The following is a 12,677-nucleotide window of genomic DNA, read 5'->3' on the forward strand; positions in this document are numbered from 1 at the left end:
GATGGAAATGTTGATGGGGAATATAGTGAATTTAAATGATACAGCTTATTACAATAATCGAGAATTAAGTTGGTTAGCATTTAATGAACGTGTACTACAAGAAGCGCAGGATGAAACAAATCCGCTCTTGGAAAGATTAAAGTTTATTAGCATTTTCAGTTCCAATTTAGATGAATTCTTTATGGTACGCGTAGCAGGATTGAAGGATCAAGTGAGTGCTGGGTTTAACCAACCAGAAAATAAGGCTGGCTTAACACCAAAAAAGCAATTAAATAAAATTGCGATAAAGGCCCATGAATTAATGACTGTACAATATGATACGTTTAAAAATTATGTGTTGCCAGCGCTGGAGTTAGAGGGGATTGAACGTTTAACATTCCACGATTTGACGAAAGAACAGAGGGAATTTATAGAAGAGTATTTTGATGAGCAGATTTTTCCAGTCTTAACACCTGTAGCTATTGATGCATATCGTCCATTTCCGATGTTATTAAATAAAAGTTTGAATTTAGCTACTCTTTTATATGATGAGAAACAAGTGGAGGAAGAAAACCGCACGAAGTTAGGAATTGTACAAGTTCCTTCATTACTTGAACGTTTCATATTTTTACCGAGTGAGGGGCAAAAGCATAAATTTATTTTATTAGAAGATGTAATTAGTGGTTTTACTCATAAATTATTTACAGGATATAAAGTATCGTCTGTTACTCGTTTCCGTATTACACGCAATGCGGATTTAACGATTCATGAAGAAGGTGCGAGGGATTTATTAAAGGTAATTGAAAAAGAATTAAAAAAGCGTAAGTGGGGAGCTGCTGTACGTTTAGAAGTTGGCAAAGAGCATATTGATGAAAGAGTATTAGCATTATTATATGAGGTGTTGGAAGTAAAAGATGAAGATGTGTATATAATGGATGGACCATTAGATTTAACATGTCTATTTTCTTTATATAAAAAACTAGCTCCTTTATATGAACATCTAGTATATCCGGCTCTTATTCCGCAACGGCCTCAAGACTTGGGGGATGCGGAAGATGTATTCGAAAAAGCAATTGAGCATGATATTTTATTACATCATCCTTTTGAATCATTTCAGCCAGTAGTTGATTTTGTCCGTGATGCGGCAGACGATCCGAATGTACTTGCAATCAAACAAACATTATATCGAGTAAGTGGGGATTCGCCGATTATTCAGGCGCTAAAGGTAGCAGCTGAAAAAGGGAAGCAAGTTACGGTATTAGTTGAATTGAAGGCAAGATTTGATGAAGAAAATAATGTGCATTGGGCTAAAGAATTAGAAAAGGCAGGCTGTCACGTTATTTACGGTGTAAGTCATTTGAAAACACATAGTAAAATTACGCTAGTTGTAAGAAGAAAAAACGGAAAAATCGAAAGGTTCGTACATCTTGGGACTGGAAATTATAATGACGCAACAGCAAAGTTATATACTGATTTTGGGTATATTACATCACGAAAAGACTTTGGGGTCGATGCAACAAATTTCTTTAATTATTTGAGTGGTTATACAACCAAGCCACATTTTCATCATTTATCGGTTGCACCATTTGATATAAGAGAGCAATTTATGGATTTAATAGATGAAGAAATCCGTTATCATAGGCAATATGGAAATGGATATATTATCGCTAAGATGAATTCATTAACAGATAAACCATTAATCAAAAAAATGTATGAAGCATCACAAGCTGGAGTAAAGGTAGAGCTCATCGTTCGAGGAACGTGTTGTTTAAGGCCTGGTATTCCAAATGTAAGTGAAAATATTCGGGTAGTTAGTGTTGTCGGGAGATATTTAGAACATAGCCGAATTTATTATTTCCATCATAATGGAGAAGAGAAAATATACTTATCTTCAGCTGACTGGATGACGCGGAATATGGAGAAGAGAGTAGAAATATCTTTCCCGATATTAGATATTGAAATGAAGGCGAGAATTAAGGCGATTTTACAACTTATATTAGCTGATAATGTGAAAACACGTGAACAGAATAAATCTGGTGAGTACTACTATGTTATTAATAGTAGTACAGAAGAAATTGATAGCCAAGTGAAGTTGTTTAAGATGGCGTATCAAAACACGGATGCTGAATAATGAGAACAAAGTAAAAAATTTTTAAGAGGTTTTTTTACTTTGTTCTCTACTTATTATACATTCTCTAAATAGAAGGATGCGTAGAGAGAAATTGATAGCCAAGTGAAGTTGTTTAAGATGGCGTATCAAAACACGGATGCTGAATAATGAGAACAAAGTAAAAAAACCTCTTTTTTTAAGAGGTTTTTTTACTTTGTTCTCTACTTATTATACATTCTCTAAATAGAAGGATGCGTAGAGAGAATAGTTTTTATTGTAAGCATGTTAATGGATCAGTTAAGAGAGGGAATAACATTGGTAGAATTGTTGGAGTACATTAATAATAGAATGGTTGTTGACAAGGTCCGCCATAACAAGGATAAGGTGTTGGTGGTGGATATGGTGGGTAATACGGTCTAGGACCGAAAGCTAATGCTCCACCGAGCAGTCCACCAGCAATCCCAGCTAGAAATGGAACACCAAAAAACGGAAAGAAGCGTGAGTCGCCTACTGGACCAATAGGTGCTGAACGGACTGGGATTGGTTGATAATATGGATACATGAACAAACCTCCTTTATTGGACTCATTTTTATCATATGGTAAATGAAACGTGGATGAGCGCGTACAAGAAAGGATATATAAGAAAATAGGCGAATTATTACGAATGTTGGAGCGTAAAAATTGTAATTTCAGGTTTTGCCATAAATCGGAATGGGACGCGTGTTCTGCCAAGACCTCGATTGACATAGAGAGCTAAATCTTGAATCGTATAGAAACCTTCAACATAGTTTTTAGCAAGTGATGGGGTAATAATAGCACCTAAAAAGGGAATTTGTACTTGTCCGCCATGGCTATGACCAGAAAGTTGTAAGTTAACTGGATATTTAGCGATTTGTGGTGCAATATCTGGCTCGTGAACAAGAACAATGTTATAAGTGTTTTGCCTCGCGTGCTGTAGTGTTTTCTCTATTTTGGGTTTGCCTAGTAGTATATCATCAAGACCGAAAATTGAAATTTCACTATTATCCAGTAGACGAATTCTCTTTTCGCTATTTAGTAGTAGTTCAAATCCAGATTCACGCATGATGTGCTCGTAGTATTCCGTTCCATATCCGCCGTGATCATGGTTACCATAAATAGAAAATTTACCGAAGGGTGCTTGTATATTTTTTAAAATAGATGGAACGAAAGGAGTGTCAGTATATGTTTGATAATTATCAATGAGATCACCAGTGAAAAGAACAATGTCAGGTTTTACAGCATTAATTTTAGAAACGATTTGAGATAAATGTTGGAGAGAGAAATAGTATCCGAGATGTAAATCGCTAAATTGAAGAATCTTCATACCATGAAAACTTTTGGGTATGAGTTGTGATTTAAGTGTATGCTCTGTAAAAGAGAGTAAATGAGGCTCAATATATTTAGCGTAATAGTATCCGATGCTAGTGGTTATAAATGAATATAGACAAGTGCGCATTCCAGCTTTAAAAAAATCTCTTCTTGTAATTTTCTTCATAAAAATATGAGTATACCTATTTAACTTATATCACATGTTTTCGTTACATTTATAGGTTACTCAAATCTCCTTTCAGTTTATTTAAAATATATTTTAAATAATAAAAAAGTAGTATAGATTACGAAAAAAACGAATAAAAAGAAACCTCTTTACGTTAAAATATCAGAAAAGTTTAAAAATATAAAGATTTCTATTAAATAAAATGATAAAATGAATGTGTATTCATTTTTGGGAGGGGATGTATGTGAAAGAAAAGGTAGTTATTATAACAGGTGGATCGAGCGGAATGGGGAAAGGAATGGCGACCCGTTTTGCAAAAGAAGGGGCACGAGTTGTTATTACAGGACGTACAAAGGAAAAACTAGAGGAAACAAAGTTGGAAATTGAACAATTTCCGGGGCAAGTATTACCCGTACAAATGGATGTAAGAAATACTGATGACATTCAGAAAATGATTGAAGAGATTGATGAGAAGTTTGGTCGAATTGATGTTTTAATAAACAATGCAGCTGGAAACTTTATTTGTCCAGCAGAAGATTTATCCGTGAATGGCTGGAATTCAGTCATTAATATTGTATTAAACGGTACATTTTACTGCAGCCATGCTGTCGGAAAATATTGGATTGAAAAAGGCATAAAAGGGAATATCATTAACATGGTAGCAACATATGCATGGGATGCAGGTCCGGGAGTTATTCATTCGGCTGCTGCGAAGGCTGGAGTATTAGCAATGACGAAGACACTCGCTGTTGAGTGGGGCCGTAAATATGGAATACGAGTTAACGCTATCGCGCCAGGACCAATTGAACGTACGGGCGGTGCTGATAAATTATGGATTTCAGAAGAAATGGCTAAGCGTACGATACAAAGTGTTCCGCTTGGAAGACTGGGCACGCCAGAAGAAATTGCAGGTCTAGCTTATTATTTATGTTCAGATGAAGCTGCGTACATAAATGGAACTTGCATGACAATGGATGGAGGACAACATTTACATCAATATCCATTTTAAAAGGGATAAGAAAATGAATGTTTGATTCATATTCTCACGGTTAAATGTGACGGAATTGTGACATGTGAAAGAAAAGTGTTTACAAGAGGTCATATATACGTTATATTTAAGACCTCTTTTTTCTTCATAGTAGAATTGCTAATTCCCCTTAGCATTTTACCCCTCTAATCCCTTCAGGAAAACTGAAGGGATTTTTTATTATTTTTCCGTAAATATCATGTTATAATTTTTGAAAAGTAAAGGGAGGGAAGCACATTGATAGATGCATTAGATGTAATGAGTAACTTGGATAAAGTCCTTCCTTATTATCAAGCTATTTTTAGTGCTGATGAGCATACTGTAATTGGATATGAGGTAGTAGGACGTATTCAAACAGAAGAGGGCATACAAAGTTTAGCTTCTTTCTTTCATGATGATTCTATTCCGAGTGAGTTTCAACTGGAAGCGGATAACATTATAGTAGAAAAAGCTTTAAATCGTTATTTAGAAAGTGATCAAAAACTATTATTATTTATACATCGGAATGCTAACGTATTAATGAACGATGATGATGAAAGTTTACTTCAACTTTTATTGATGTATGAAGAGCAAGGTTTAAATTTGAAACACATTGTTTTAGAAATTACAGAACATGAATGTAAAGAAGATATAGAGCAATTTAATCATTTGCTTATGTATTATCGTACATATGGTATTCAAATTTCGATTAATAAAGTCGGAACGGGTACAAGTAATTTAGAACGTATTAGCGTGTTAGCACCGGATATTTTAAAAGTAGATTTAACAAACTTAAGGCAAACTGCACTTTTACAATCTTATCAAGATATTTTATATTCTTTATCATTACTTGCTAGAAGAATTGGTGCAACATTGTTATATGAAGAAATAGATGCTTTTTATCAACTACAATATGCTTGGAAAAACGGTGGTAGATATTATCAAGGGAATTATTTGAAAGAGTGCTTACCTGATTTTATTGAAACGAATGTTTTGAAAGAACGACTTGGTAATGAGTGTCATCAATTTATTCAACATGAGAAGAAGAAATTACAAAAAATTTATAATTTAACAGAAATGTTACGTGATCGAATTGGTGATGTTCTAGCCAAACAGAAAAAGAATGAAGATATAAATGATTGGTTATTACAATTTAGCCAAAGTGTATCACAGTGTAGTTTCCGCATATTTATTTGTAACGAAGATGGTTTCCAACAATCAGGAAACGTTATGAAAAAAGATGGGGAATGGATTGTGATGCCTGAGTATTATATGAAGAACTGGAGTTGGCGTCCGTATTTTCTAGAAAATATTATGAAAATGCGTTTTGAGAATAAGGCAAGACTTTCAGATTTATATGCTGATATTGAAACCGGTGAGATGGTACGAACATTTTCCTTCCCAATTGATGATGAAAACTTTTTATTTATAGATTTATCGTATGAATATTTATATGAAGAAGATGTTTTATTTTAATGCACGAAGAGATTCGTGCATTTTTTGTTTGTTTTTATCATAAATTGGTAATAGTGAAAATGGTGATGAAAATGCTGTCTATCGTTGTAAAGATTTTACGAACGAAACCACCCCTGTCTTTGCATAATCATTGTTACAATGAATACTACAAAGACAAGTTTTCTTAAAAGGAAGGTGAAAAAATGAGGAAATATGGAATATGGTTAGTTCTATTTGTATGCGTTGCCTTTCTAGTTGGTTATAGTGTCACAACTGTTTTAGGAAAAGAGGAAGTGAAAGTCGATCGGGAAGAAGTGTTTACAACGATACAAAAGGGCTATGAAACCCAATTTTCAATTCGTGGGAAGCATTTGCCGATGAATAAGATGATAGAAACGTTATCACCATATTTTACAGAGAATTTCCTTCAAGTATTTACAGATGAAAATAGTAGAAGTGATAAACAAAGTGGTGAATATTTACTTCCAGCAAAAGAAGCGCCGTTTTCTTTTCATTCAGAAACGAAAATGTCATATGATGAAGAGCATAAAATTTTATATGTATATGAGCGGGCGAAAAGTGGACAATATCAAATTGTAACATTGCAAAGAGATCAAGGGAAATGGAAATTGGCCGGATATCATGAAAGCCAAGAACTTTTAACTGAAATAAAACGATTACAACAATTATAAAGTGAAACTGTAATTGGTGGGGGATGTTCATCTCTCACTGAGTAATAGCTCGCACCAATCGGGCTATTACTGCCCACAAATAGTGGGATAAAAATAAGAATAGGTCTTTACCTATTCTTATTCAATATTGAGTAGCTGTTGTAATTTTTCAATTTGAAAACCAGCAACAACTTCTCCATCAATTACAACTGTTGGAGTTGAATACGAATCATAGTCGTATAAAAGACGATTGCGTGCAGCAGCGTCTTTTTTTACGTCAAATTCTTCATATACAACGTTATTATGCTTTAAAAATTCTTTCACAATGACACATGGCGGACAATCAGGTTGTGTGTAAACCTCAATTTTTCTCATTGTAATTCCTCCTTTTTTCTGTTTTTTATTATATTCTTCCAGTATAAAAATCGCAATAAAGAAGGGAAAAGATGTTCTTTCTGTTTTTTCCTTCGCATTTCGACAAATTTTTAGTTGAGTTTCTGGCCAATAACCTTTATCCTAGACTGTGGAACATTTTTTCTGTTATGACGGATAGAATGAGTATAGCTGTAAAACCTATTGGTAGGAAGATCAGAGAAAGGAGAGATTTCATGTCTCTACTCCAAGGAATTTTAACTCGACTTGTTAGTCTACAAGAACAAGCTGAAAGCGGTGAAGTAGCACAACGCTATTTTGAAGTGAACGGTGAGCGCAAATGTAGCGTGAAATTTTTCGATAAAAGTGAAATGTATGAGTTAGAAGTGTATCAACAAGGTGAAAAACCTCAAGTGTATCAATTCGATAATATCGATATGGTTGCAATTGAGATTTACGATATCATTTCTTGATACATATAAAAAAGGTGTTGCCATATGGCAACACCTTTTTTAGTTCTATTACTTTTTAGCATATATGTATAGGGAGTTTTCATTTTTCCTACAATGGTAATAAAGTGAAATTGTAATCAGTGGGGCTTCTTCGTCCTATACTGAATATTAGTCATCACCAATTGGTTGTTTACAGATAGCAAAAGCGAGATAAAAATAACGAGGAGGTGTGTTGTATGGAACGTTTACCAGTTGTGCTTTGTCCTAAATGTCACAATTCTGCTGAGATTATTCATGTATTAACAGCTCAATCGAATCAAAATGTAATTTATACGTGCCAAGTTTGCCATTATGTAATTCGAAATATTGAAACGAATAAAGGATAGGAAGTTATAATTTTTATTTTTGTCCCATACAATGAGAATACGAAAAGTCTGTCTAATTGAAAGGACGTGACTATGTGGCCGGTGAACATACATTTTATAATGTTTCAGAGAGACATTTAAATTTTGATATGGTCTTTAGCCGTATTTGTAGTTTCATTGAAAAGGATCCACGAAATTTATATCGCTTATCCATTGGGACAGACTCACAAGCACATCAAAAGGATACGAGGTTTATTACGGCAATTCATATTCATCGCGTTGGAAAAGGTGCCTGGGGGTGTTTACACCATAAATCAGTGAAAGATAAGCCAGCAACTTTACGTGAGAAAATATATTTAGAAACGCAGTTTAGCCAAGAGATCGCATGCCTATTTACTCCAAATCATATACAAACAATATGGGATTTATTGCATCCATATGCTCAAGAGGGAGCTGGATTTATAATGGAAATTCACTTGGATATCGGAAATGATGGTTTAACAAAAGAATTTATTCTAGATATGACAGCGAAAATTCAAGCGATGGGATTAACTGCAAAAATTAAGCCAGATGCTTATGCGGCGTTTAGTTATGCAAATCGATATACGAAATAAAAAACAATTTTTATATATCCTTTGCTAAAAACTGAATATTACATCTATTAAATGGGTTGGAAATTATATATAATAAGAGTAACGATGCGAGTATAAGGAGAGGGGTATATGAAAAGGGAATTTGTTTTAACAGAAGAAGAAGAGAGTTTGTTACTAGATATTCTATTTCAGCAAAATTATGCGAGTGAAATTTTAGCTGTGGAAATTACAGATATTGAGAATGGTTTAAAACAGACAGATGTGACACAATATAAAAAAATCACAAGGTTATTTTACAGATTAAAAAATAAGGGGTATTAAGCGCTACCGGGATGGTAGTCTTTTTTTTGTGTTGTATGCTAAAATAGCTGTGTAATTTTGTTTTTATTGAAATAAAGTAAGGACAAAATAATAATATGAAAACGCTGTCATAAAATATGAATAGATTCGGTGATTAAAAGTAGGAAAATGGGGGATGTAATATGATTAGTATTCCGAAAGACGAGTTTCAACAAATTTTTGTGAAAGATTTAATGATTTCATCAGAAAAAGTAGCACATGTCCAAATGGGGAATGGTTTAGAGCATGCTTTACTCGTTCTTGTGAAATCTGGATATTCGGCGATACCTGTTTTGGACCCGATGTATAAATTGCATGGGTTAATTAGTACTGCTATGATTTTAGATGGTATGTTAGGGTTAGAACGTATTGAGTTTGAAAGACTTGACGAAATGAAAGTAGAACAGGTGATGAAGGAAGACATTCCGGTTCTTAAGTTAGAAGATTCGTTTGCAAAAGCTTTAGAAATGACAATTGATCATCCTTTTATTTGCGCTGTCAATGAAGATGGGTATTTTGAGGGGATTTTAACACGTCGGGCTATTTTAAAATTGTTGAATAAAAAAGTAAGGCAACATAATCGATAATGTGAGAAAAGTGACTTCATAGAAGCGGAGAAGTCACTTTTTTTCGTGCATATCAGTTGTGTATGTATTATATTTAAAAAGATAAAAAATATAAGAGTATATAGTTAAATTAAGGATGAAAAGCTTATTGAGATAAGGTGTATGGAAGCTAAGGAAAGAGGGAGAAAGTTGCAAATTGATGATTTTCAAATGATGGTTGTGTTAGCTCAGGAATCAAATATGAGAAAAGCGGCGGAACGTTTATTTGTTTCACAACCTGCGCTTAGTCAACGATTACAATCTATGGAGAAACAATGGGGAATGAAGTTTTTTATTCGCTCACAAAAAGGATTGACAATTACACCTGAAGGGGAAAAAGTCGCAAATTATGCAAAAGAAATGCTGCAAAAGGAAGAGGATATTAAAAGTGAGCTAGCTGTTTTTAGAACAGAAACTCACGGAACGTTAAAAATAGCTGTTGCATCAGTTATTGGTCAATATTGGCTTCCTCCTGTTTTGAAGAAGTTTGTACATAAATACCCTTCTGTGAAAATATCGCTGTTTACTGGCTGGAGTAGTGAAGTACAAAAGCAATTTTATGAAGGGGACGTTCATGTTGCTATATTGAGAGGAACACAAGAATATAAAGGTCAGAAGCAACAATTATTTGAAGATGAACTTTATTTAGTGGATAAAGAAATAAAAGATATTACGATGTTAAAAGAAACAAATAGACCATTTATTCAATTTAAAAGTGATTCGACTTATTATGGACAAATACAAAATTGGTGGTATGGTTTATTTTCTAATCCACCTAAGAGAACAATTGTGGTTGATCAAATTGAGACTTGCAAACAACTCGTTTTAAATGGTATAGGTTATGCTCTTTTACCTTCTACTGTTTTAAAAGAAGTACAGGAAAATATGTATAAAACACCTGTTCAATTAACGAGAGAAACATGGTTATTGACGAGTGAATCGGCCAGACAATTGAAGCAAGTAAGGGCATTTTTAGAAATTATAGAAGAAATTCAAATGGAAAAATAGGATTATTATCTTGCTACTCGCTCTATCGTTTGGTAGAGTAACATTATAAATGGATTTAGGAGGCAACAAGAATGAAAATGATGGACGCTAACGAAATTATTTCGTTTATTCAAAAAAGTGAAAAGAAAACTCCTGTAAAGGTATACATAAAAGGGGATTTAAAAGAAGTAACATTCCCTGAAACGGTACAAGCATTTGTAAATAAAAAGTCTGGTGTATTATTTGGAGAATGGTCTGAAATTAAGACAATTCTTGATGAAAATAGCAAGCACATCGTTGATTACGTTGTTGAAAATGACCGTCGTAATTCTGCAATTCCAATGCTTGATTTAAAAGGTATTAAAGCTCGTATTGAGCCAGGCGCGATTATTCGTGATCACGTTGAAATCGGCGACAACGCTGTTATTATGATGAATGCAACAATTAATATCGGTGCTGTAATTGGTGAAGGTACTATGATTGACATGAACGCGGTACTTGGTGGACGTGCAACTGTTGGTAAGAACTGTCACGTAGGTGCAGGTGCAGTACTTGCAGGTGTTATTGAGCCGCCTTCAGCAAAACCAGTTATCGTTGAAGATGATGTTGTAATTGGTGCAAACGTAGTTGTGTTAGAGGGAGTTACAGTAGGTAAGGGTGCAGTTGTAGCAGCAGGAGCTGTTGTAACAGAAGATGTACCTCCATATACAGTTGTTGCCGGTACTCCAGCACGTGTAATTAAAGAGATTGATGAGAAGACAAAAGCAAAAACTGAAATTAAACAAGAGCTTCGTCAATTAAACCCAGAGAAATAAACACAAAAAAAGCGTAAGAGCATAACAGGCTCTTGCGCTTTTTATAGATAGAGGTGCAAAAATGGCAGTAAGCAAATTCGTTCAAATTCGTAGAGACTTACACAAAATACCGGAAATTGGATTTAAAGAGTGGAAAACACAACAGTATATTTTAGATTACATAGGAACGCTTTCGAATGAATATGTGGAAGTGAAAGTATGGAAAACGGGTGTCATTGTTAAAGTAAATGGAAAAAATCCAGAAAAAATTATCGGTTATCGCGCAGATATAGACGGTTTACCAATTACCGAAGAAACTGGATATGAGTTTGCTTCTATTCATGAAGGAATGATGCATGCATGTGGACACGATTTGCATACAACAATCGGTTTAGGCCTTCTAACAGCAGCTGTAACAGAAAGAATAGATGATGACCTTGTGTTTCTATTCCAACCAGCTGAAGAAGGGCCAGGAGGGGCTCTTCCTATGTTAGAGAGTGAAGAGTTAAAAGAATGGAAGCCGAATATAATTCTTGGTCTTCATATTGCACCTGAATACGCTGTAGGAACAATTGCCACAAAAGAGGGGCTATTATTTGCAAATACATCAGAGTTATATGTTGATTTGAAAGGGAAAGGTGGACATGCAGCCTACCCGCATACTGCAAATGATATGATTGTAGCGGCAAGTCACCTTGTTACACAACTTCAATCCGTTATTAGTCGTAATGTGAATCCTCTTGATAGTGCAGTGATTACAATCGGAAAAATAACAGGTGGTACAGTTCAAAATATCATAGCAGAAAAGTCTCGGTTAGAAGGAACGATTCGAACTTTATCAGTGGAATCAATGAGGCGTGTTAAAAGTAGGATTGAGGCAATTGTTGCAGGTATAGAAGCTTCCTTCCAATGTGAAGCTGTTATTGACTATGGGGCGATGTATCATCAAGTATATAACCATGAAGTATTAACGAGAGAGTTTATGCAGTTTGTAAGTGAACAAACTGATATGAATGTAATTACATGTACTGAGGCAATGACAGGGGAAGATTTTGGTTATATGCTTCAAGAGATTCCTGGATTTATGTTTTGGCTTGGGGTAAATTCAGAATATGGTTTACACCATGCAAAATTAAAACCAGATGAAGAGGTTATTGAGAAAGCTATCGCATTTTTAGATCAATATGTAAAGTGGAAAGGAACTAGAAAGTAAACTCGCTCGCCAACTTTGAAAAAACTTACAGTGGGTACTTGTTAGTTCCAAGACGAAAACATCTTTCATATTTGTTTTGGATACACATGGGCATACAAATGGATAAAGTAATGAGCAGCGGTTTTGAGCCGCTGCTCATTATTCATTATCGCTTATTGAGAAGATGATTAGTTAACTAGCTTATATATGTTTACATTTCGTGTAGAAAGTGTGTAAAAT

15 protein-coding genes are annotated in these 12,677 nt (G+C 34.4%); 12 read left to right on the forward strand and 3 right to left on the reverse strand.

The genetic code is table 11. The annotated features are described in order from the left end of the window. Position 1: 1 nt before the first annotated feature. A complete protein-coding gene (locus DT250_RS11795; protein WP_000425559.1) occupies positions 2 to 2,110 on the forward strand; it encodes a polyphosphate kinase in 2,109 nt (702 codons plus the stop codon). 316 nt (positions 2,111 to 2,426) lie between these two features. Here DT250_RS11795 and DT250_RS11805 read toward each other — a convergent pair whose 3' ends face one another. After that, positions 2,427 to 2,651 carry a hypothetical protein gene (locus DT250_RS11805; RefSeq protein WP_149213079.1) on the reverse strand — a complete coding sequence of 75 codons (225 nt, stop codon included), beginning with the start codon at positions 2,649 to 2,651 and terminating at the stop codon, positions 2,427 to 2,429. A 97-nt stretch (positions 2,652 to 2,748) separates the two neighbouring features. Beyond that, on the reverse strand, positions 2,749 to 3,606 hold the full coding sequence (locus DT250_RS11815; protein ID WP_048546146.1) for a metallophosphoesterase: 858 nt from the start codon (positions 3,604 to 3,606) through the stop codon (positions 2,749 to 2,751). 244 nt (positions 3,607 to 3,850) lie between these two features. On the opposite strand from DT250_RS11815, the gene fadH reads away from it, so the two are divergent. The 3 genes from fadH (at position 3,851) to DT250_RS11830 (ending at position 6,759) form a co-directional block, all read left to right on the forward strand. Further along, entirely contained in the window at positions 3,851 to 4,615 is a 765-nt protein-coding gene (gene fadH / locus DT250_RS11820; protein ID WP_000660912.1) for a 2,4-dienoyl-CoA reductase, read from the forward strand. Positions 4,616 to 4,870: 255 nt separating this feature from the next. Continuing rightward, a complete protein-coding gene (locus DT250_RS11825; RefSeq protein ID WP_000564300.1) occupies positions 4,871 to 6,088 on the forward strand; it encodes an EAL domain-containing protein in 1,218 nt (405 codons plus the stop codon). Between the two features lie 182 nt (positions 6,089 to 6,270). Further along, positions 6,271 to 6,759 carry a DUF3993 domain-containing protein gene (locus DT250_RS11830; RefSeq protein ID WP_001233813.1) on the forward strand — a complete coding sequence of 163 codons (489 nt, stop codon included), beginning with the start codon at positions 6,271 to 6,273 and terminating at the stop codon, positions 6,757 to 6,759. A 117-nt stretch (positions 6,760 to 6,876) separates the two neighbouring features. Here DT250_RS11830 and DT250_RS11835 read toward each other — a convergent pair whose 3' ends face one another. After that, positions 6,877 to 7,113 (reverse strand): glutaredoxin family protein, encoded by a 237-nt coding sequence (locus tag DT250_RS11835; RefSeq protein ID WP_001225788.1) that lies wholly within the window; start codon positions 7,111 to 7,113, stop codon positions 6,877 to 6,879. A gap of 233 nt (positions 7,114 to 7,346) precedes the next feature. Here DT250_RS11835 and DT250_RS11840 point away from each other — a divergent pair, with 233 nt between their 5' ends. From DT250_RS11840 to DT250_RS11870, 8 genes are all read left to right on the forward strand, one after another. After that, complete coding sequence (locus tag DT250_RS11840; protein WP_000055151.1) at positions 7,347 to 7,583, forward strand: YkuJ family protein; 237 nt, start codon at positions 7,347 to 7,349, stop codon at positions 7,581 to 7,583. A gap of 215 nt (positions 7,584 to 7,798) precedes the next feature. After that, complete coding sequence (locus DT250_RS31645; RefSeq protein ID WP_087985092.1) at positions 7,799 to 7,948, forward strand: hypothetical protein; 150 nt, start codon at positions 7,799 to 7,801, stop codon at positions 7,946 to 7,948. Positions 7,949 to 8,022: 74 nt separating this feature from the next. Beyond that, entirely contained in the window at positions 8,023 to 8,541 is a 519-nt protein-coding gene (locus DT250_RS11845) for a ribonuclease H-like YkuK family protein (RefSeq protein ID WP_000896655.1), read from the forward strand. Between the two features lie 108 nt (positions 8,542 to 8,649). Beyond that, positions 8,650 to 8,841, forward strand: a complete 192-nt coding sequence (gene abbA / locus DT250_RS11850) for an antirepressor AbbA (protein WP_048546142.1) — start codon at positions 8,650 to 8,652, stop codon at positions 8,839 to 8,841. Between the two features lie 161 nt (positions 8,842 to 9,002). Further along, entirely contained in the window at positions 9,003 to 9,446 is a 444-nt protein-coding gene (cbpB, locus tag DT250_RS11855; RefSeq protein WP_000623572.1) for a cyclic-di-AMP-binding protein CbpB, read from the forward strand. A 141-nt stretch (positions 9,447 to 9,587) separates the two neighbouring features. After that, positions 9,588 to 10,472 (forward strand): LysR family transcriptional regulator, encoded by an 885-nt coding sequence (locus DT250_RS11860; RefSeq protein WP_002008407.1) that lies wholly within the window; start codon positions 9,588 to 9,590, stop codon positions 10,470 to 10,472. Positions 10,473 to 10,543: 71 nt separating this feature from the next. Continuing rightward, positions 10,544 to 11,266: a 2,3,4,5-tetrahydropyridine-2,6-dicarboxylate N-acetyltransferase gene (dapD, locus tag DT250_RS11865; RefSeq protein WP_000783245.1), complete on the forward strand. Its 723-nt coding sequence runs from the start codon at positions 10,544 to 10,546 to the stop codon at positions 11,264 to 11,266. A gap of 61 nt (positions 11,267 to 11,327) precedes the next feature. Beyond that, the gene (locus tag DT250_RS11870; RefSeq protein ID WP_000301171.1) at positions 11,328 to 12,458 is read left to right on the forward strand and encodes an N-acetyldiaminopimelate deacetylase; all 1,131 of its coding nucleotides are present in this window, start codon (positions 11,328 to 11,330) and stop codon (positions 12,456 to 12,458) included. Positions 12,459 to 12,677 lie beyond the last annotated feature (219 nt).

This window comes from Bacillus sp. AR2-1 (assembly GCF_008368755.1).
In the GTDB taxonomy this organism is placed as follows: Bacteria; Bacillota; Bacilli; order Bacillales; family Bacillaceae_G; genus Bacillus_A; species Bacillus_A wiedmannii.

Coding starts and splice junctions, on each gene's coding strand:
- DT250_RS11795 (WP_000425559.1), top strand. CDS start 2: ATGGAAATGTTGATGGGGAATATAGTGAATTTAAATGATACAGCTTAT.
- DT250_RS11805 (WP_149213079.1), bottom strand. CDS start 2,651: ATGTATCCATATTATCAACCAATCCCAGTCCGTTCAGCACCTATTGGT.
- DT250_RS11815 (WP_048546146.1), bottom strand. CDS start 3,606: ATGAAGAAAATTACAAGAAGAGATTTTTTTAAAGCTGGAATGCGCACT.
- DT250_RS11830 (WP_001233813.1), top strand. CDS start 6,271: ATGAGGAAATATGGAATATGGTTAGTTCTATTTGTATGCGTTGCCTTT.
- DT250_RS11835 (WP_001225788.1), bottom strand. CDS start 7,113: ATGAGAAAAATTGAGGTTTACACACAACCTGATTGTCCGCCATGTGTC.
- DT250_RS11840 (WP_000055151.1), top strand. CDS start 7,347: ATGTCTCTACTCCAAGGAATTTTAACTCGACTTGTTAGTCTACAAGAA.
- DT250_RS31645 (WP_087985092.1), top strand. CDS start 7,799: ATGGAACGTTTACCAGTTGTGCTTTGTCCTAAATGTCACAATTCTGCT.
- abbA (WP_048546142.1), top strand. CDS start 8,650: ATGAAAAGGGAATTTGTTTTAACAGAAGAAGAAGAGAGTTTGTTACTA.
- cbpB (WP_000623572.1), top strand. CDS start 9,003: ATGATTAGTATTCCGAAAGACGAGTTTCAACAAATTTTTGTGAAAGAT.
- DT250_RS11860 (WP_002008407.1), top strand. CDS start 9,588: ATGGAAGCTAAGGAAAGAGGGAGAAAGTTGCAAATTGATGATTTTCAA.
- dapD (WP_000783245.1), top strand. CDS start 10,544: ATGAAAATGATGGACGCTAACGAAATTATTTCGTTTATTCAAAAAAGT.
- DT250_RS11870 (WP_000301171.1), top strand. CDS start 11,328: ATGGCAGTAAGCAAATTCGTTCAAATTCGTAGAGACTTACACAAAATA.